This is a genomic window from Bradyrhizobium sp. CB1717 (genome assembly GCF_029714325.1).
Lineage (GTDB): Bacteria > Pseudomonadota > Alphaproteobacteria > Rhizobiales > Xanthobacteraceae > Bradyrhizobium.
Genome location: NZ_CP121666.1, coordinates 6,809,879 through 6,829,161 on the forward strand (window position 1 = coordinate 6,809,879; position 19,283 = coordinate 6,829,161).

General features: G+C 66.3%; 13 protein-coding genes. 1 reads left to right on the plus strand and 12 read right to left on the minus strand.

Going from position 1 to position 19,283, the window contains the following annotated elements:
- Positions 1 to 236 precede the first annotated feature (236 nt).
- Positions 237 to 1,448 (minus strand): ABC transporter substrate-binding protein, encoded by a 1,212-nt coding sequence (locus tag QA649_RS31860; RefSeq protein WP_283020671.1) that lies wholly within the window; start codon positions 1,446 to 1,448, stop codon positions 237 to 239.
- A gap of 199 nt (positions 1,449 to 1,647) precedes the next feature.
- On the opposite strand from QA649_RS31860, the gene QA649_RS31865 reads away from it, so the two are divergent.
- Entirely contained in the window at positions 1,648 to 3,165 is a 1,518-nt protein-coding gene (locus QA649_RS31865) for a M81 family metallopeptidase (protein WP_283020672.1), read from the plus strand.
- A 109-nt stretch (positions 3,166 to 3,274) separates the two neighbouring features.
- Here the strand turns inward: QA649_RS31865 and QA649_RS31870 are convergent, their stop codons facing one another.
- The 11 genes from QA649_RS31870 to QA649_RS31920 form a co-directional block, all read right to left on the minus strand.
- Positions 3,275 to 3,808 (minus strand): HdeD family acid-resistance protein, encoded by a 534-nt coding sequence (locus QA649_RS31870; RefSeq protein ID WP_283020673.1) that lies wholly within the window; start codon positions 3,806 to 3,808, stop codon positions 3,275 to 3,277.
- A gap of 128 nt (positions 3,809 to 3,936) precedes the next feature.
- On the minus strand, positions 3,937 to 5,460 hold the full coding sequence (locus tag QA649_RS31875; RefSeq protein WP_283020674.1) for an FAD-dependent oxidoreductase: 1,524 nt from the start codon (positions 5,458 to 5,460) through the stop codon (positions 3,937 to 3,939).
- 78 nt (positions 5,461 to 5,538) lie between these two features.
- Complete coding sequence (locus tag QA649_RS31880) at positions 5,539 to 6,429, minus strand: alpha/beta hydrolase (protein ID WP_283020675.1); 891 nt, start codon at positions 6,427 to 6,429, stop codon at positions 5,539 to 5,541.
- 114 nt (positions 6,430 to 6,543) lie between these two features.
- Entirely contained in the window at positions 6,544 to 7,371 is an 828-nt protein-coding gene (locus QA649_RS31885) for a metal-dependent phosphohydrolase (protein ID WP_283020676.1), read from the minus strand.
- Positions 7,372 to 7,695: 324 nt separating this feature from the next.
- Positions 7,696 to 8,574 (minus strand): transglutaminase family protein, encoded by an 879-nt coding sequence (locus QA649_RS31890; RefSeq protein WP_283020677.1) that lies wholly within the window; start codon positions 8,572 to 8,574, stop codon positions 7,696 to 7,698.
- The gene (locus QA649_RS31895) at positions 8,571 to 11,084 is read right to left on the minus strand and encodes a circularly permuted type 2 ATP-grasp protein (protein ID WP_283020678.1); all 2,514 of its coding nucleotides are present in this window, start codon (positions 11,082 to 11,084) and stop codon (positions 8,571 to 8,573) included. Before QA649_RS31895 ends, QA649_RS31890 begins: the two co-directional genes overlap by 4 nt.
- A gap of 27 nt (positions 11,085 to 11,111) precedes the next feature.
- A complete protein-coding gene (locus QA649_RS31900) occupies positions 11,112 to 14,381 on the minus strand; it encodes a transglutaminase family protein (RefSeq protein WP_283020679.1) in 3,270 nt (1,089 codons plus the stop codon).
- 370 nt (positions 14,382 to 14,751) lie between these two features.
- Positions 14,752 to 16,056 carry a methyl-accepting chemotaxis protein gene (locus QA649_RS31905; protein WP_283020680.1) on the minus strand — a complete coding sequence of 435 codons (1,305 nt, stop codon included), beginning with the start codon at positions 16,054 to 16,056 and terminating at the stop codon, positions 14,752 to 14,754.
- The gene (locus tag QA649_RS31910) at positions 16,034 to 16,555 is read right to left on the minus strand and encodes a PAS domain-containing protein (RefSeq protein ID WP_283020681.1); all 522 of its coding nucleotides are present in this window, start codon (positions 16,553 to 16,555) and stop codon (positions 16,034 to 16,036) included. The genes QA649_RS31905 and QA649_RS31910 overlap by 23 nt, the downstream gene beginning before the upstream one ends.
- A gap of 170 nt (positions 16,556 to 16,725) precedes the next feature.
- On the minus strand, positions 16,726 to 18,252 hold the full coding sequence (locus QA649_RS31915) for an altronate dehydratase family protein (RefSeq protein WP_283020682.1): 1,527 nt from the start codon (positions 18,250 to 18,252) through the stop codon (positions 16,726 to 16,728).
- A gap of 94 nt (positions 18,253 to 18,346) precedes the next feature.
- Positions 18,347 to 19,123, minus strand: a complete 777-nt coding sequence (locus QA649_RS31920) for an aldolase/citrate lyase family protein (RefSeq protein WP_260385139.1) — start codon at positions 19,121 to 19,123, stop codon at positions 18,347 to 18,349.
- Positions 19,124 to 19,283 lie beyond the last annotated feature (160 nt).

Here is a 19,283-nt window from a genome sequence, read left to right on the forward strand (position 1 = left end):
ACTCCTGCACGAGGGTGTCTCGCGGAGGCATAGCCCTCACCCGGCTCGCATCTTCGATGCGATCCACCCTCTCCCGCAAGGGGAGAGGGTGCACCGTCTCCGCCGCACGTCAGTCTCGTAGGGTGGGCAAAGCGAAGCGTGCCCACGCCTTTGTTTCGATGTTGACCGGTGGTGGGCACGGCGCAAGGGCGCCTTTGCCCACCCTACGATTCCGAATTCGCGGAGAGAGCGCCGCCTCACGTCCCGCGCAACAGCTCGCTCGCCACGACCCAATCGTTGCCGTCGAACTGGAGCATGTAGCCGTCCTTGATCGGGCGAAAATCCTGCGGGGTGGTGTTGAGGGTGATGCCGGGCATCAGAAGCGACAGCGGCACGTTCTTCAGGTTGGCCGCCTGCGCCATGATGTTCTCGCGGGTCAGATTGTCCTTGCACTGCCTCAGCAGCACCACCAGGGCCTCGGCGACGGTGTAGCCGTAGAGGCCGGCGACGTTGTTGATGTCGGCGTTGGGCAGGCGCTTCTTCATGAAGTCGATATAGGCCGTCATCGCCGGGTCGTCCTTCGGCGCCTCGACGAACGGCTTGAGCGCGCCGAGCGACAGCACGCCCTTGCCGGCCTCGAGGCCGGCCGGCGCCATCACGGTCGCCTTGTTGGCGCAGCCAGAGGCGAGGAAGCGCGTCGGCTGCCAGCCGACCTCGTGCGCCTTGCGGATCGCCTGCGCGCAGGCGCGCGGCGTCACCGAGTAGATCATGAAGACGTCGGCCTTGGTGTTGGCGAGTGTCAGCACCTGGGAATCGACGGTGGGATCGGCAACCTCGAAGCTCGAGGCCATTGCGATCGCCTTGTCGGCGTCGGCGCCGAGCGCCTCCCTGACGCCGCGCAGATATTCCTTGCCGGCGTCGTCGTTCTGATAGAGCACCGCAAAGCGCGCATTCGGGTTCTTGGCGCGGGCATAGGCGACGTCGATCGCGGCCTCGCTGGTGTAGTTCGGCGCCCAGGGCAGCGCCATCGACCAGGGCATGTTGGCGGGATCGTTCCACTTCGAGGCCGAGCTGATCAGGAAGAGCTGCGGCACCTTGTTGCTGTTGAGATACTTTGCGATCGCCGAGCTCGGCGCGGTGCCCATGGTGGCGAAGATGAAGGCGACGCCGTCGCCTTCGACGAGGCGCCGTGCGGCCTCCATGGTCTTGGGCGGCGAGAACGCGTCATCCAGCGAGATCAGATTGAGCTTGCGGCCATTGACGCCGCCCTTCTCGTTGACCTCGTCGAAATAGGCCGCGATCACCTTTCCGGTGATGCTGAGAGGCGAGGCCGGCCCGCTATAGGGCATGGTGTTGCCGATCTTGATCTCGGTGTCGCTGACGCCGGGACCGTAGGATTTTTGTGCGGAAGCAGGCGTGGACAGGCAGGCGGCAGCCAAAGCTGCGGCCAGGGCCAAAGCGGCTCTCATGGTGTCTCCCCGATGATGATCGCCGCGCGGCGAAGCGGCCGCACAGCGCGCTGCTTTTGTCAGCATGCCAGATCAGCGGAGTTCGGCATGACGGTCTTGCGTCAAGTTGCTGGTGGCGCAGCCCGATTCGATGCTAGCGAAATGCCCAGTGAGGACGCGAGATCAGGCCCGCGGCTTCCATGAACAACAAGGAGCCCCCATGAGCCAGACGCGACGTGTGCTCTCCGCGCAGATCGCCCACGAGACCAACACGTTCTCGATCGTTCCGACCACGCTCGATGATTATCGCAAGCGGCTGTTTCTCCTGGGAGCGGAGATCGCCCCCGCGCTCGGCGCTACCAAGATGGAGATTGCCGGGCATCTGGCTGCGGCCAAACGCTACGGCTGGACCCTCGTGCAGCCGATTGCAGCCTCGGCCACGCCGTCCGGCAAGGTGACGGCCGACTGCTGGGCCGAACTGCAACGCCTGGTCTACGAGGCCTGCGAGACGGGACCGCTCGACGGCGTCATCCTCGCATTGCACGGCGCGATGGTGACCGAGACCGACGAGGATGCCGAGGGTGCGCTGCTGGAAGGATTGCGCAAGCGGCTCGGCGAGACGATCCCGATCGCGGTGACGCTCGACCTGCATGCCAACGTCACCGAACGCATGGGCCGGCTGGCCAACATCATGCTGCCCTACCGGACCTATCCGCATATCGACCAATACGAGACCGCACTCCGCGCGGCCGATCTGCTGCAATCGGCGATGGACGGCAAGATCCGTCCGAAGGTCGTCCACCTGCAAGGACCGCTGCTCGACGGATGCAATCACGGACGAACCCAGGGCGGCGTGATGAGCGATCTGTTGGCGCGCGCAGCAGGTATGGAGGCACAAACGCCCGGCCTGTTGTCGGTCGATGTCTGCGCGGGTTTCAGCCGCTCGGACATTGCCGAGGTCGGCCCCAGCGTGCAGGTGACCTACGATGCCTCCCACAACGCCGCCGAGACGGCGGCGCGGCAGGCTGCGGCCGCGCTCTATGACGAGATCTACCGTCGCCGCGCCGAGGTCACCGTCGCGGTGCATGATTTGCCGACCGCGACCAGGCTTGCCGTGGAGGCCGCAGCCGATGTCGCCGATACCCGTCCCCTTGTCATTTCCGACTACAGCGACAACCCCGGTTCAGGCGCCTATGGCGACGGCGTCCGGCTGTTGGAGGCGCTGCTGAAGGCGAACGTCAAAGGCGTGCTCCTCGGCGTCCTCGGCGATCCCGAAGCCGCCGCCCGCTGTCATGCCGCAGGTCTCGGAGCCAGCCTCGACGTCGTTGTCGGCGCCAAGCGCGATCCCGCAAGCTACGGGCCGCCACTCACGCTGGCGGGACGCGTCGCCGCGCTGTCGGACGGTGCCTTCGTCTGCGAGGGACCGATGAATGCCGGTCAGCCCATGACACTCGGCCCCTCCGCCCTGCTCGAGGTGAACGGCATCTCGATCGCCCTGTCGACAAACACGCTGCAAACCTATGATCAGGAAATGTTCCGAATTCTCGGCGCGGAGCCGGCGCAGTTTCGGGTCGTCGTAGTGAAGTCCGCCCACCACTTCCGCGCCGCTTTCGGGCCGATGGCCAAGGAGGTGATCCTGGCCGACAGCGGCGGCCTTGCCACGAATGACTACACGACCCTCATTTATCGCAGGGTCCGCCGCCCCATCTGGCCGCTCGACGAGATGCCACTGGATTGATCTGCTAAAGCATCATCCGGAAAGGTCATGCGCAAACATCAACCTGAAGCGCGATGACGATCCATCCAAATCTGATCGCGCTTCAACACCGCGCACGTCGCCGGAGGTTTCAGCCGCGCCGCTTCAGGCTGAAGCCGAGGCTGATCCAGCCGGCACCGGCCATGATCAGGTCGATGCCGAGGAAGAGGCCGAGGATATAGACGCTGTTCACCGGCCAGCGTGCCACGATCAAGAGGCCAAGCAGCAGCGTGATGACGGCCGACAGCGCCACCCAGATCCACGGGCTCTCGCGCTTCATGCTGAAGGCGAGAAACAGCCTGACGGCGCCCGAGGCGATCAGCGAGACGCCGAGAAACAGCGTCAGCAGGACGGCCGCGAACAGCGGATTCTCGAAGGTCAGGAAGCCCGCGATCACGTAGAGCACGCCGAGCAGGGCCCAGATCAGGAACTTGCCCCAGCTCTTCATCTGGAACGCGCCGATGATCTCCGTGACGCCGGCGACGATCATCATGGCGCCGAGCGCAACGAAGCCGGCGATGAGATAGACGACGCCGAGCGCGACGATCCAGCCCCATTTGGCATGCAGCGCCGCGATGCCGGAGCCGAGACTTGGGTGATGAGACGTGTCCGAAGCACTGGTCATGACGGCCACTCCTGCTTGCGTAGCCCGGGGGCACGCGCCAGAATAGCACGCACCGTGCCGGGACGACAGCCAGCAGAGCACCCGTACCGGCAGCAACATTGACGCAAATCAAGGTCGAATGCGGTGCATCAGCCGCGCGAGCGCTCCATCTCGAGCTCGGCCTTGAGATTGTCGAGATCGCGATAAATTGAAGCGACGGCAAGCACGTGGCCGCCCTTGCGGTACTTCAGCAGGCAGTCCTTGCCGGAAATGCTGCCGTCGATGGCGACGTCGTCGAAGCTCTCGGCGTGACCGACATAGTTGATCGGGACGTCGTAGTGCTGGGACCAGAAGAACGGCACGGCGTCGAAGCGTTCGCGCCTGCCCAGCATGTTGCGCGCCGCGGTCTGGCCCTGGCGCTCCGCCACCACCCAATGCTCGACGCGGATGGTGTGCCGCGAATGCGGATCGGGCCAGCGCGCGATATCGCCGGCGGCGAAGATGCCGGCGACGCTGGTTTCGAGATATTCGGTCACGCTGACGCCCCGATCGGCGGCAAGGCCCGCCTGCTCGGCCAGCGCAAGGCGCGGCCTGACGCCGATGCCGACCACGACCAGGTCCGCCTCGATGACGGCGCCGCTCTTCAGCGTGGCGCGGGCGCCGTCGAGCCTCTCCACGGTGTCCTCGAGGTGGAAGTTGACGCCGTTCTCTTCATGCAGCGTGCGAATGAAGTCGCCCATCTCGGACCCGAGCACCTTCTGCATCGGTCGCTCCTCGGGTGCGACGACATGCACCTCGAGCTTGCGCGCCCGCAGTGATGCCGCGACTTCGAGGCCAATAAAACTGGCGCCGATCACCAGGGCACGCTTCGCGCCGGCGGCGGCCTTGATGATGGCGCGGCTGTCGGCGACGGAGCGCAAGGTGTGGACGTGCGGCTGCTCCGCGCCCGGGATCTGCAGCTTGACGGGCTCGGCGCCGGTCGCGAGCAGCAAGCGGTCGAATGGCAGCCTGTCGCCATTGCCGAGGGTCACGTTGCGTGCTCTTGGATCGATCGCCACGACGTTGGTGCTGAGCCTCAGATCGATGCCGGCGCTCTGATAGTAGTCCTCCCCGCGCAGCGGCAGCCAATCCTCCGGCGCGTTGCCGGCAAGGTAATCCTTGGAGAGATTGGGCCGGTCAACCGGCATCGCGCCGTCATTGCTCAGCATGGTGATGGCGCCGGCAAAGCCTTCGCGCCGCAGCGTCTCGGCCGCGGCAAAGCCGGCGGCGCCGCCGCCGACGATGACGAATTTTTCGGGTGTCGGCGCAGTACGATGCGCGGCCGACGGCTTCGGCGCCTCACGCTTGCGCTGAACCAGAATCCTGTCCTGGTCCCGTGTCACCTCCCACACCGCCAGCGCATTCAGCGCCGGCGGGCGCGTGGCCTCGCCTGTGCGCAAGGAGAAGCAGGCGTGATGCCACGGACAGCGGATGGTGTCGTCCACGACCAGGCCCTCGGCGAGCGGACCGTGATAGTGGCTGCAGGCGGGCTCGATCGCAAAGATCTCGCCGCCGGCCTGCACCAGCAGGACGTCTTCGTCCCCGACATGGCCGAGCAGCTTGCCGTCCTTGAAGTCGGCGAGTGATACGCCCGTGGTCAGATCCGGCCCGCTTGGGTTCTTGTCCTCGCTCATGGTCACCTCCTGACAGCCTCACGCGCAACTCAGGAATTGGACGGCGGGACGAGCGAAAAGTTCCCGCGATCGCGAAAATCAGGACCCGGCTGCGCGCACATCCAGCACGGCCTGCGCCCATTCGGCAGGCCGCTCCTGCGGCAAATTGTGACCGGCGCCGGCGAACACGCGCCGCTCGAAGAAGCCCTCGAACTTGCCCGCATGGTGCGCGGTGCCGGGATTGACGCCGTCGCTGTCGCCGTCGATTGCGATGGTCGGGACGCGGATCGGCGGCTGCGCGGCGAGCTTTGCTTCGATCGCGGCATAGGCGGGATCGCCTTCGACCAGCGCATAGCGGTGGCGATAGGAGTGGATCACGACGTCGACGAAATCAGGATTGTCGAAGGACACAGCGCTGGTCTCGAACGTCGCATCGTCGAAGGTCCATGTTGGCGACCACATCGACCAGAGCTGGCGGGCGAAGCCGCGCCGGTTGCGCTCCAGCGCGCGGCGGCCGCGCTCGTTGTGGAAGAGATATTGGTACCAGAGCGCCGCCTCCTCCGGCGGGGAGGCCGGCTCCATGGATCGGGCGATGTTCTGGATGTTGTAGGAATTGCCGGAGACGAGCCCGACGACGCGCTCGGGATACAACGCAGAGACCACGCAGGCCGCGCGTCCGCCCCAATCGTAGCCCCCGACGATCGCGCGTTCGATGTGAAGCGCGTCCATGAAGGCGAGCAGATCGGCGCCCAGCGCGGCCTGCTCGCCGGAGCGCAGTGTTGCGGTGGAGCGGAAACGCGTCGGCCCGTAGCCGCGCAGCCAGGGCACCAGCACCCGTGCGCCCGCCCGCGCGATGATCGGCGCGGCCTCGGCATAGGCGTTCACGTCATAGGGAAAGCCGTGGCCCATGATGCAGGGCCAGCCATCGGCCGCGCCGTAGTCGAGATAGGCGATGTCGAGGACATCCGTGGTGATGGTTTTTTGTTGCATGGTTTTCTCACGGAGTTGCGCGGTCGTAGCCCGGATGGAGCGCAGCGCAATCCGGGATGTAGCGGATACAGGCGTCCCCGCATTCCGCTTCGCTCCATGCGGGCTACAAGAGCCTTACTTCTGCGGCCCGGACAGCGAGATGTCGCGTTCGGCGCGGAACACGTTGCTGTAGAGATTGGCGATCCACTGCCGGCCGATCTCGGTCTTGTTGAGATAGCCGATCTCGGTCTGGATGTGCGGTGCGACGCTGTTCCAGTAGAATTGTGGATAGCGGTTCACGATGTCGGCGGGCGAGTCGTAGCCGAGCTGCCGGTTCATGCCCACTTCCTCGAACTCGTAGTAGAGCGCGTTGGCCTTGCGCAGATAATTGGGATCGCCGAGCTGGCCGATGAAATCGGCTGCGCGCAGGATCGAGGCGTCCTCGTCGTAGTCCTGGCCCTCGCGTGCCGGAAAACGCGTTCCCTCGATGGCGCGGGCAATGCGCTTGCTGTCGAGACCGGCGACCGGCTGGAGCCGCTGCTCTACGTAAAGCTTCGACCGATCAACGTGATACATCATCAGACTGGCATCCGATGCACCGCGCGGCAACGAGACCTTGGTCCCGGCCGCATCGATCACGAAGCCGTCCTCGTCATCCTCCTCGAACAGGCCTCGGACATAGCCGATGTCATGGGCGAGGCAGGCGACCAGGATGTGGGTGTAATCCTCCGCCGAAAGGTGCGCATGCAGATGGCGGCCCTGGAGGATCGCCTGGCCCGCCAGCGTCACCAGCATGGTATGCTCGATATTGTGGTAGAGCGCGTCACTGTTGCCAATGCACTCAAGCGCCGTACGCGTCGCTCCCTCTACGATCCTTGCAGAGTCCTCGTCGTACCGCCGACGCATGAACGTGCCCAGCAACTTCTCCAGGGATTCGGCCGCCAGTCTTGGCAACGTCATCATGGATGCAGCCCCGCTTGTCGGTGGTGTCCCACGCCAGCTCCCGACGCCCCATTGTTGTCCTCGACGCGAGGGCCAGCATAACCCAACTTGGGCCGAGGGACCAAATCCCGGGCGCAAAATCCGTAAATTAAGTTACTCTTGTGCTCTGCGAGATCGTGGTTGCGGTCACGGCTCGACACAGCCGGACCCGACCGGTCTTGGGCTCCGCCCAGGCGCGGAAATCAAATTCGCTTTATCGGACGTCAGCGCAAGGCTGGCGCAATGCACCGCAGCCTGGCGCATGCGCCTGCATCGTCTTCGCGGCCGGGACGGCGGAGCGCGCCGTCACTCCACCAGCAGCACGTCGACGGCGACACCGAGCTTCTGCTTGGGCGAACCGACGATGATGCCGTCGACCGGCGAGACGTCGGAGAAGTCGCGTGCCACCGCGAGCACGATATGGTCGTTCGCGACCAGGAGATCGTTGGTCGGATCGAAATCGACCCAGCCCAGCTCCGCCCCGCACCACAGCGACACCCAGGCATGGGTGGCGTCGGCGCCCTGCAGGCGCGGCTGGCCCGGCGGCGGAATGGTCCGCAAGTAACCGCTGACATAGGCCGCTGGCAGACCGAGCCCGCGCAGCCCTGCGATCATCACATGGGCAAAATCCTGGCAGACCCCGTGACGCTTGTCGAAGACCTCGTTCAGCGGCGTCGAGATCACGGTGGCCTTGGGGTCGTAGCGAAACTGGTTGCGAATGCGATGCATGAGATCGACCGCGCCTTTGAGGATGCCCTCGCCGGGTGGAAAGCTTTCCGCCGCATAGGCGCTGACCGGGCGCAGCACCGGCACCAGCGGGCTGGCAAAGACATAGCCGACCGGCGAGGACGGCCCGAGGCTGGTCGCCTCGAACGCGACGTCGCGAATGCTCTCCCAGGGCGGACTGACCACATCGCGCGCCGGAGGCCGGCGCGATACGGAGACGCGCGAGCGCGAGTCGATGCGCAAGTTTCGATGCGCGGCCTCGATGACGACGCTCTCGGTCAGCGTGCCGAAGAAGTCGCGACGCACGTTGCGCTCGGACGGGCGCGGACGGATCTCGACCCGGTGCGAGATCAGCTCCTGGCCGCTGCCGCTTCTGGGCTCCAGCCGCAGCGTGCAGCGGGCGAAGCTGACCGGACTTTCGTATTCGTAAGTGGTGACGTGACGGATGTCGTAGATCACGCCAGCCCCGTCAGCTTTTCCGGCCGACTGGCGTTCGGGCCGTGCGGGAAATAGTGCAGCCCGATCGCCTCGGCGAGGCTGAGCAGATCCTGCTCCAGCGCGAACAGCGTCTTGACTTCGAGCTTCTCGGCCTCGGCCGTCGCCAGCATCGCCTGCACCGCCACGGCAAGCCGCTGCGGCTGCTCGATCAGGCCGTGCTCCTTCAGGCTCGGCAGCGCCGCGATGTGCTCGTTCAGCGTCGCGACCTGGAACGCCACCGAGCGCGGATTGTAGCTGTCGAGCACCGCGAGGTCGCGCACCGGAGCCAGGATCGGCGCCAGCAGATAGCGCGAGCGGTAGGTGATCTGGGAATCCACCAGCGTCAGCAGGATGTCGAGATCCTCGTCGCCGGCCTCGTCATATGCAAACTGACGTGCAAAGCGCGTGGTGTTGATGGCGCGCTCGGTGCGGCGGCCGATGTCGAGGAAGCGCCAGCCGGCGGCGCGGTTCATGTTCTCCTGCGCAAGGCCGGCAAAACTCGCCAGCTCCTGCAGGGTCAACTCGGCTGCGCTCAGCACGCTGTCGTCGCCCTCGACCTCATAGGCGAGGCGGTCGGCCATCTCGGTGATGACCTGCCAGGCGTCCGGCGACAGCCGCTCGCGCAAGGACGTCGCGGTGCGCTGCGCCGCGCGGACCAGCGACAGCGCCGAGCCGAAGCGCTCCGCACTCTGCAACGCTTCGGCGACGATGCGCCCGGATGCCGCGCGCGAGGTCTGCGAGATCGCGCCCCAGGCCACCAGCATGCGCTGGATGCGTTCGGAGGATTGCAGCGAGGCCGCGGTGCCCTTGTTGGGCCCGCTCGGCGAGCCCAGCGCGCGCACCAGGCGCAGCGTCGCCTCGGCGCGTTCGAGATAGCGCCCGAGCCAGAACAGATTGTCGGCGGCGCGGCTCGGCAGCACGCCGGCGATGCGGCGGATGCGGACCTTGTCGGTCGCGGGCAAGAGCGTCGCGGTCGAGACCTGCTTGTCGGAGACGACCCAGACGTCGGCGGCGCGGGCGCCGTCGCCCATCGACACCGCGCGCGCATCGGCCTGCTCGGCGATCCGGCAGAAGCCGCCGGGCATGATGGCCCAGCCGTCGGCCGTGGCGGCCGCGAAGACGCGCAGCACGAAGGGACGCGGCGTGATCTGGCCCTGCTCCCACACCGGCATGGTCGACAGCCGCACCACCTCCTGACCGACATAGTCCATGCCGCGCGCAGCGATGGCGTCGATCAGGCGCTGGCGGCCGGCGGCATCGAGCTCGCTCGCGAGCACCGGGCCGCTCGAGTCGAAGCCGGGAACGCCGCGGCGATAGGCACCCTCGATCGCGACCTCGTCGAGCCGCGACAACACCTCGTCGCGCGCGCTGCGCTGGCCGCACCACCAGGTCGCGATGTGCGGCATCTTCAGCTCTTCGCCGAGCAGGCGGCGGCTCAGCGCCGGCAGGAAGCCGAGCAGCGCCCGCGCCTCCAAGACGCCCGAGCCCGGCATGTTGGCGACGACGACGCCGTCCTTGCGCAGCACGTCGATCAGACCGGGCACGCCGAGCCGCGAGGAGGCATCGAGCTCGAGCGGATCGAGCGAGTTGGAATCGACGCGGCGCAAGAGCACGTCGAGCCGCTTCAGGCCGGCGACGGTGCGGATGTGGATGCGATTGTCGCTGACGGCGAGATCGTCGCCCTCGACCAGGAGGAAGCCGAGATAGCGCGCCAGCGTCGCGTGCTCGAAATACGTTTCGCTGAAGCTGCCGGGCGTCAGCACGCCGATGCGCGGCTCGTCGCGATCCGCGCGCGCGCGCAGACTGTCGCGGAACGCCTCGAAGAACGGCGCGACGCGCGGCACATTCATCGACTTGTAGAGATCGGAGAAGGCGCGCGAGAGCACGAGGCGGTTCTCCAGCGCGTAGCCCGCGCCCGACGGCGCCTGGGTGCGGTCGCCGAGCACCCACCAGCGGCCGTCGGGGCCGCGGCCGACATCGGCGGCATAGATCGAAAGGTAGCGCCCGCCGGGCGGCGGCACGCCGCAGACGGGGCGGAGATATTCGGGGCTGCCGGCGATCGCGGCCGCGGGCAGCGCGCCTTCCGCAACGAGGCGGCCCTCGCCATAGATATCGCGCAGCACGAGCTCGAGCAGCTCGGCGCGCTGGGTGATGCCTGCGCAGAGCTGCTGCCAGTCGGCTTCATCAATCAACAGCGGCAGATGGCTCAGCGACCAGGGCCGGTCGGCGCTGTCGCCGGGGGCGCGGTAGGTGACGCCGGCCTCGCGGAGGTGACGGTCGGCCATGCCGAAGCGCCGCTCGATCTCGTCGGGCGCGAGCGCGGCGAAGGCGTCGAAGAAGCGGCTCCAGACAGCGCGCGGCGCACCGTCAGGCCGAAGGAACTCGTCGGGAATACCCGGCAAACGGCTATAGTCGCGAACCCATTGCGCGATCCGCTGCTGGGCCTGTGCCCTGCCCGCCTGGTCGTTGTCTTCCGCTGCGCCCTCGCCCATGGGCCTTTCCCTTTCCCACCCTCATACTCATTGCAGGAGCGGGGTCCGCAAGTCGAGGGTCAGCGGAAATTCATTTGTGCGTTCCTCGGGCGGCGGCTGCATCGGACCGGGGGTATGGCCGTGGTCCTGGAAGCGCGCCAGCCGCCGCGCCTCGGCCTCGTAGGTGTTGACCGGCTTGGTGTCGTAGTTGCGCCCGCCGGGATGGGCGACGTGGTAGACGCAGCCGCCGAGCGAGCGGCCGTTCCAGGTGTCGATCAGGTCGAAGGTCAGGGGCGCGTGGACCGGGATGGTCGGGTGCAGGCCGGAGGCCGGCTGCCAGGCCTTGAAGCGGACGCCGGCTACGGCCTCGGCGGAGCGGCCGGTCGAGGTCATCGGCAGGCGGCGGCCGTTGCAGGTGACGATGTGGCGGCCCTCGACAAAGCCCTCCGCCTTGACCTGGAGCCGCTCGACCGAGCTATCGACATAGCGCACGGTGCCGCCGGCCGAGCCCTCCTCGCCCAGCACGTGCCACGGCTCCAGCGCCTGCCGCAGCTCCAGCGTCACGCCGCCATGATGGACGCGGCCGAAGGCGGGGAAGCGGAATTCGAGCTGGGCCAGATACCATTCCGGCTCGAACGGATAGCCGAACTGCTTGAGCTCGGAGAGCACGTCCAGAAAATCCTCCCAGATGAAATGCGGCAGCATGAAACGGTCGTGCAGCGCGGTGCCCCAGCGCACGAACTTGCCGGCTTGCGGCTCGCGCCACATCTTCGCGATCAGCGCGCGGATCAGGAGCTGCTGTGCCAGCGACATGCGCGGATCCGGTGGCATTTCGAGCGCGCGGAATTCGACGAGGCCGAGGCGGCCCGTGGATCCTTCCGGCGAATAGAGCTTGTCGATGCAGATCTCGGCGCGGTGGGTGTTGCCGGTGATGTCGACGAGCAGATGGCGGAACAGCCGGTCCACCAGCCACAGCGGCGTCTGGTAGCCGGGCGGCGGCACGTGCGAGAGCGCGATCTCGAGCTCATAGATGCTGTCGTGACGCGCCTCGTCGATGCGCGGCGCCTGGCTGGTCGGGCCGATGAAGAGGCCCGAGAAGAAATAGGACAGCGAGGGATGGCGCTGCCAGTACAGCACGAGACTCTTGAGCAGATCCGGACGGCGCAGGAACGGCGAATCCTGCGGTGAAGAGCCGCCGACCACGACGTGATTGCCGCCGCCGGTGCCGGTGTGGCGACCGTCGACCAGGAAACGGTTGGCGCCGAGGCGCACCTTGCCCGCATCCTCATAAAGGCCAGAGGTGATCTCGACCGCCTCGCGCCAGCTCTTGGCCGGCTGGATGTTGATCTCGATGACTCCAGGGTCGGGCGTGACCTTGATGACCTCGATGCGCGGATCGAACGGCGGCGGATAGCCTTCGACATGGACCTGGAGCTGCATCTCCTCGGCGGTCGCTTCGAGCGCTGCGATCAGCTCGAGATAATCCTCGATACGCTCGACCGGCGGCATGAACGCGCAGAGCACGCCGTCGCGGACCTCGACCGACATCGCGGTGCGGACCGGGATGGACGTGTTGAGATGTTCGGGCGCGACGCGTGGCGGGGCTTCCGGGCGCGCCGCGAGGGTGAACACCGGCAGCTTGCCGCGCGGCTCCATCGGGTCGCGCTCGATGATGTAGGGATATTGGTTGGGCGGGACGTAGCCGAGCGACCCGATCGGCAGGCGCAGGCCGAGTGGTGAATCGCCCGGCGTCAGGAACAGATGATTGCGCCGGAGCTGCCAGCGCTCGCTGCGCCAGCGCGGCGGCGCGTTCCAGCGCTGCACCGGCAGCACGAAGCCGCGCGGCGTATTGAGGCCCTGCTCGAACACCCGCGCGATGCGCGCACGCGCCTCAGGGTCGGACAACTTCGAGTCGGTCGGATCGACGTTGACGGGAAGCTCGGCCTCCTTCTGAAGCCAGAGCGCGGTGTCCTCATAGGCCGGCATGATGTAGCCGGGATCGAGTCCGAGCCGCAGCGCCGCGCCCTCCATGAAGGCCTCGGCGTCCTTCGTGTCGGCGGGCCGGGGATTCTCGATCTTGGCGATGAGCTCGGCGTTCTTCCAGATCGGCAACCCGTCCTTGCGCCAGTAGAGCCCGAAGGCCCAGCGCGGCAGGCTCTCGCCCGGATACCATTTGCCCTGGCCGTAATGCAGCAAGCCGCCGGGCGCGAAGCGATCGCGCAGGCGCCGGATCAGATCGTCCGCGAGCGTGCGCTTGGTCGGGCCGACGGCTTCCGTATTCCACTCTCCCGCTTCGAGATCGTCGACCGAAACGAAGGTCGGCTCGCCGCCCATGGTGAGCCGCACGTCCTGCGCGGCGAGATCGCCATCGACCTGCTCGCCGAGATCGTTGAGCCGCGCCCAGGATTCATCCGAGAACGGCTTTGTGATGCGCGGCGCCTCGCGGATGCGCTTGACGCTCATGTCGAAGGCGAACTCGACCTCGGCAAAGCCGGCGCCGCCGGAGATCGGCGCAGCCGAGCGATAATGCGGCGTGGCAGCGACCGGGATGTGCCCCTCGCCCGCGAGCATGCCGGAGGTCGCATCAAATCCGATCCAGCCCGCGCCGGGCAGATAGACCTCGGCCCAGGCGTGCAGATCGGTGAAATCGTTCTCGACCTCGGGCGGCCCCTCGATCGGGTCGATGTCCGGACGGATCTGGATCAGATAACCGGAGACGAAGCGGGCGGCGAGGCCGAGATGACGCAGCGTCTGGATCAGGAGCCAGGCGGAGTCGCGGCAAGAGCCGGCGCCAGAGGAAAGCGTCTCCTCCGGCGTCTGCACGCCGGGCTCCATGCGGATGATGTAGCGGACGTGCTTCTGAAGCTCGCGATTGAGATCGACCAGGAAGTTGACCGTGTTCGGGGCTTCATGCGGGATCGAGTCGAGAAATTTCGCGAACAGACGATCGGGCTTGATGGTCTCCAGATACGGCGCAAGCTCGGTCTTCAGGTCCTTCGGATAGTCGAACGGAAAGCTGTCGGCATAGGGCTCGACGAAGAAGTCGAACGGGTTGACCGTGGTCATCTGCGCCGTGAAGTCGACCTCGAATTTCAGCTCGGTGGTCTTCTCCGGGAAGACGTAGCGGGCGAGCCAGTTGCCTTGCGGGTCCTGCTGCCAGTTCACGAAGTGGTTGGCCGGGGTGACCTTGAGCGAATAGCTCAGCACCGGCGTGCGCGTATGCGGCGCCGGCCGCAGACGGATGGTCTGCGGTCCCAGATCGATCGGGCGGTCGTATTTGTAGTGCGTGACGTGGTGTAATGCGACGTAGATCGACACGGGGTGCGATGCTCCAGCAGCTTTTTTGAGCAGAACACCTGACGTCAATGCGATCAAGCATTAACAACGGGCAGAGGGTGCCTAGGAAGTATCCGTCGCGGACCCGTAGCCCGGATGGAGCGAAGCGTAATCCGGGATCCTTCACCCGCGGATGGACCGCCCCGGATTGCGCTGCGCTCCATCCGGGCTACGCGGGCAGTATCGTAGGGTGGGCAAAGCGAAGCGTGCCCACCGCTTCTGTTGCGGTGTTGGATCGATGGTGGGCACGGCGCAAGTGCGCCTTTGCCCACCATACGATTCCGGACTCGCGGGGAAATACCCCTCAAGCAAAGGGAAAAGGGTAAGCAGCAGCGTGCTCTCCGCGAAAGCCCTACGCCGCCGAGGTCAGCCGCTGCAGGAACTGCGTCACCTCGCGGCGGAGCGTCTCGACTTCGCCGTGGACGCGCTCGGAGGCGCTGTTGACGCGGCTGGCGACGCGGCCGGTGTCGGCGGCGGCATCGCTGATGCCTGTGACGTTGGAGGAGACCTGGGAGGTGCCGGCCGAGGCTTCCTGGACGTTGCGGGCGATCTCGCGCGTCGCGGCCCCCTGCTGCTCGATCGAGGCCGCAATGCTGGCGGTGATGCCGTTGATCTCAGCGATCGTCTGCGCGATGGCCTCGACGGCCGCGACCGAATTGGTGGTCGATTGCTGCATCTCGCCGACCTTGGCGCTGATCTCCTCGGTCGCCTTCGCGGTCTGGTTGGCGAGGCTCTTGACCTCGGAGGCCACCACCGCAAAGCCGCGACCGGCCTCGCCTGCCCGCGCCGCCTCGATGGTGGCGTTGAGCGCGAGCAGATTGGTCTGCGAGGCGATCTCGCTGATCAGCTTGACGACGTCGCCGATCCGCATGGCCGCGTCCGCGAGGTTACGGATCTCGCTGCCGGCGCGATTGGCTTCGTTCACTGCCCGCCCCGTGCTCGCGGTCGAGCCGGCCACCTGGCGGCTGATCTCGGCGATCGACGATGCGAGCTGCTCCGCGGCACTGGCCACCGTCGCGACATTGCGCGAGGCCTGGTCGGAGGCACTGAGCACGCCGGAGGTCTGCCGGCTGGTCTTGTCGGCTGCCGCTGCCATCTGGTGGGCGTCGGATTCGAGATCGGTCGCTGCGCCCATCAGCGTGCCGGCGACGTCGTCGAGATGCGTGCCGAACTGTTTTGCGAGATCGGCGATCTCGACCACGCGGCGGCCGAGGCTGTCGGTGCCGGAATTGATGACGGTGGCCGAACGGCGGAACGAGCCGGGCAATCCGCGTGCAAGGATCTTGCGGAAATGCTTGCCGCGGCTGGCATACTCCATCGATGCCGAAGCTTCGCGCTGGAAGGCATCGGTGATGTCGAGCATGTCGTTGACGGATTTCTGGATGGCTCCGATCCGCCCGGCCTGCCGCTCACTCAGGATACGCGCCTCGAGATCGCCATGCGCCGCCTTGCGGCAGACGTCGGCGACCTCATCGACCGCCACCGCGGTGCGATGCTGGCACCAGACGGCATGGAAGAGCAGCGCAACCGTCGTGCCGAGCAAAACAGCACTGACGATGCCGGTCACACCGAGAAGCGAGAGAACGAATGCAACGACGGCAAGACCACACGCGAGCGCGGTCGCTCCCTGCGCTTTAGAGAGAGAGCACAAATTCATCGTAACCGACACCCTGTTGCTTGAGCAGCCCGACCATCGCCTCGAAGCTCGCATGCATGCCGTCCCTGGCATTGGCATGCCGCGCTTCTTCCGCGCACAGCGTCTTGTAGATCGGCTTGATGCGCTCGACCTGCGCAGGATCGGGCTTGCGACGGTTGGAGTGATAGCCGACGATGTTGCCGCGCTCGTCGAAGGTCGGCGTGACGTGGGCGAACACCCAGTAATGGCTGCCGTCCTTCGCCAGGTTGACGACGTAGGCGAAGATCTCCTGCCTGGACTGAAGCGTGTCCCACAGCAGCTTGAACACTGCGCGCGGCATGTCGGGATGGCGGATCAGGCTGTGGGGCGCGCCCATCAGCTCGGCGTAAGAGTATTTCGCCATGCGGATGAAGACGTCGTTGGCGTAGGTGATGCGGCCCTTGAGATCGGTCTTGGAGACGATCAGTTCCTCCTCGCCGAGGAGGTTTTCCACGCCAGTTGGCCGTATCGCACGCGTCATCGTTGACGAATCCTGTCGAAGGGCAGCGCCCTCGAAGGGTAGCCCGCATCACCTCACGATTACGGTGCGAAATGTTAATCCCGAGTGACCGCGGGGACTCCCGCGGCCATATGACACCTACGTATCACTACGTAGGTGTCGACGTCCTGCAGCGAGGTGCATCAGCACCGTTACATCGTCGCGCCCAGCACCCAGGGCGCGAACTCGGCGCCGCCGAAATCGAAGCTTTCGCTCTTGGTCGGCTGTCCGGACGCCGTCTTGAGGATCAGGTCGAAGATGCGCTTGCCGCACTGCTCGACGCTCTCCTCGCCCTCGAGGATGGTGCCGCAATTGACGTCCATGTCCTCTTCCATGCGCTTGTACATGGGCGTGTTGGTGGCGAGCTTGATCGAGGGTGCCGGCTTGCAGCCGAACACGCTGCCGCGCCCCGTGGTGAAGCACACGAGGTTGGCGCCGCCGGCGACCTGCCCTGTCGCCGCGACGGGGTCGTAACCGGGCGTATCCATGAACACGAAGCCGCGCTTGGTCACCGGCTCGGCGTAGCGCAGCACCTCGACGAGGTTGGTGGTGCCGGCCTTCGCCATCGCGCCGAGTGATTTCTCCAGGATGGTGGTGAGGCCGCCGGCCTTGTTGCCGGGGCTCGGATTGGCGTTCATCTCGGCGCCTTCGCGCGTCGTGTACTCGTCCCACCAGCGCATCAGGTCGACCAGCTTCTCGCCGACCTCGCGGCTGACCGCGCGGCGCGTCAAGAGATGCTCGGCGCCGTAGGTCTCGGGCGTCTCCGACAGGATCACGGTGCCACCGTGGCGGACGACGAGATCGCTGGCGGCGCCCAGCGCAGGGTTGGCCGACACGCCGGAATAGCCGTCCGAGCCGCCGCATTGGAGAGCGACCGTCAGCTCGCTCGCCGGCACCGTCTCGCGTTTGACCTTGTTGGCGTCGGCGAGCGCCTCGCGCACGAAAGCGATGCCTGCTTCGACCGTCTTGCGGGTGCCGCCGACCTCCTGGATGTCCATCGCGCGCAGGCGGCCGGCGAGCTTCTGCTCCTCCATCAGCCCGCCGATCTGGTTCACCTCGCAGCCGAGGCCGAGCACGATGACGTGGGAGAAATTGACGTGGCGCGCATAGCCGCCGAGCGTGCGGCGGAGCAATGCCAGCGGCTCGTTCTGCGTCATGCCGCAGCCGGTCTTGTGGGTCAGCGCGACCACGCCGTCGACGTTGGGGAAGTCGGCGAGCGGATTGTCGCCGGTGAAGGGATTCTTCTTGAAGACGTCGGCGACGAGGCTTGCGACATGCGCGCTGCAATTCACCGAGGTGAGGATGCCGATATAGTTGCGCGTGGCGACGCGGCCGTCCGGGCGGCGGATGCCTTCGAAGGTCGCCGGCAGGTCGAAATTCAGCGTCGGCTTGACGTCGGCGCAATAGGCGTAGTCCTTGGCGAAGTCGCCCATGCCGCAGTTCTGCACGTGCACGTGCTGGCCCGGCGCGATCGGAATGGTCGCAAAGCCGATGATCTGGCCATAGCGGATCACCGGCTCACCGACGGCGATCGGCTTGATCGCGACCTTGTGGCCGGAGGGAATGCGATCGACCGTGGTCACGCCGTCGGCCACCAATGTTCCCGGCGGCAGGCTCGCGCGCGCGATCACCACACCATCATCGGGATGCAGGCGGATGACGGGGCTGATGATGGTCATGGGTATCTCCTTGGTCGAATAGTGAGTAGCGAGTGGCGAATGGAAATGGGGAGCAGCGCGATTCGCCACTCCCCATTCGCCATTCGCGGGGTTGTCAGGCCTTGCCGGCCGAATCCTTGCGGGTCGCGTTGACCTGCATCTTGGCGTAGGTGGTCATCAGGCCGACCTCGTTCGAGAGCGTCACCAGCTTGAAGCCCATGTTGATGGCGCGCGCGGCACCTTCGGCGCCGCTGCAATGGATCCCCGGGTTGAGGCCGCGCTTGCCGCATTCCTTGATGATCTTCTCGTAGATCGCGAGGATCTCGGGCTCGCTGCGGTCGAGCTTGGGCTCGAGGCCGTAGGAGAAGCCGAGATCGGAGGGACCGATATAGACGCCGTCGATGCCTTCGACGTCGAGGATCGCTTCCATGTTCTCGACCGCGGTCTTCGTCTCCATCATCGGCAGCAGCACGATCTCGTCGTTGGCCGTCTTCTGGTAGGAGCCGGCGGTGCCGTACATGCCGGCGCGGATCGGGCCGTTGGAGCGCACGCCCTTCGGCGGATATTTCGCATAGGAGACGAGGTTCCGGGCTTCCTGCGGCGTGTTGACCATCGGGCAGATCACGCCATAGGCGCCGCCATCGAGCACCTTGCCGATGATGCCGGGCTCGTTCCAGGGCACGCGGACCATCGGGGTCACCGGGTGCTTGTCCATGGCCTGGAAGCATTGCACCATCGAGAGATAGTCCTGCACGCCGTGCTGCATGTCGACCGTGACGCTGTCGAAGCCGCATTGCGCGACCATCTCGGCCGAGAAGCCGGAGGGAATAGCCAGCCACGCATTGACCACGGCCTTGCCCGACTTCCAGATCTCTTTGACTTTGTTCGCCACGTTGCCTTCCTTCTTTGTTGTTTGGACCGTCGTCACCATGACGAGCGCCGCGACAAGGCGATGCCGTTATTACCGCGAAGTCGATCGCCGCGCTACGCTCGCAATGACGGAAGATGTCGTCCGGCAGGGGGCGTCATCCGTCCCGGCGCCGACTTTCGAG

Excerpts from the sequence above, each read along its gene's own strand:
- QA649_RS31860 (WP_283020671.1), bottom strand. The coding sequence starts at position 1,448 with ATGAGAGCCGCTTTGGCCCTGGCCGCAGCTTTGGCTGCCGCCTGCCTG.
- QA649_RS31865 (WP_283020672.1), top strand. The coding sequence starts at position 1,648 with ATGAGCCAGACGCGACGTGTGCTCTCCGCGCAGATCGCCCACGAGACC.
- QA649_RS31870 (WP_283020673.1), bottom strand. The coding sequence starts at position 3,808 with ATGACCAGTGCTTCGGACACGTCTCATCACCCAAGTCTCGGCTCCGGC.
- QA649_RS31875 (WP_283020674.1), bottom strand. The coding sequence starts at position 5,460 with ATGAGCGAGGACAAGAACCCAAGCGGGCCGGATCTGACCACGGGCGTA.
- QA649_RS31880 (WP_283020675.1), bottom strand. The coding sequence starts at position 6,429 with ATGCAACAAAAAACCATCACCACGGATGTCCTCGACATCGCCTATCTC.
- QA649_RS31885 (WP_283020676.1), bottom strand. The coding sequence starts at position 7,371 with ATGATGACGTTGCCAAGACTGGCGGCCGAATCCCTGGAGAAGTTGCTG.
- QA649_RS31895 (WP_283020678.1), bottom strand. The coding sequence starts at position 11,084 with ATGGGCGAGGGCGCAGCGGAAGACAACGACCAGGCGGGCAGGGCACAG.
- QA649_RS31905 (WP_283020680.1), bottom strand. The coding sequence starts at position 16,056 with ATGAATTTGTGCTCTCTCTCTAAAGCGCAGGGAGCGACCGCGCTCGCG.
- QA649_RS31910 (WP_283020681.1), bottom strand. The coding sequence starts at position 16,555 with ATGACGCGTGCGATACGGCCAACTGGCGTGGAAAACCTCCTCGGCGAG.
- QA649_RS31915 (WP_283020682.1), bottom strand. The coding sequence starts at position 18,252 with ATGACCATCATCAGCCCCGTCATCCGCCTGCATCCCGATGATGGTGTG.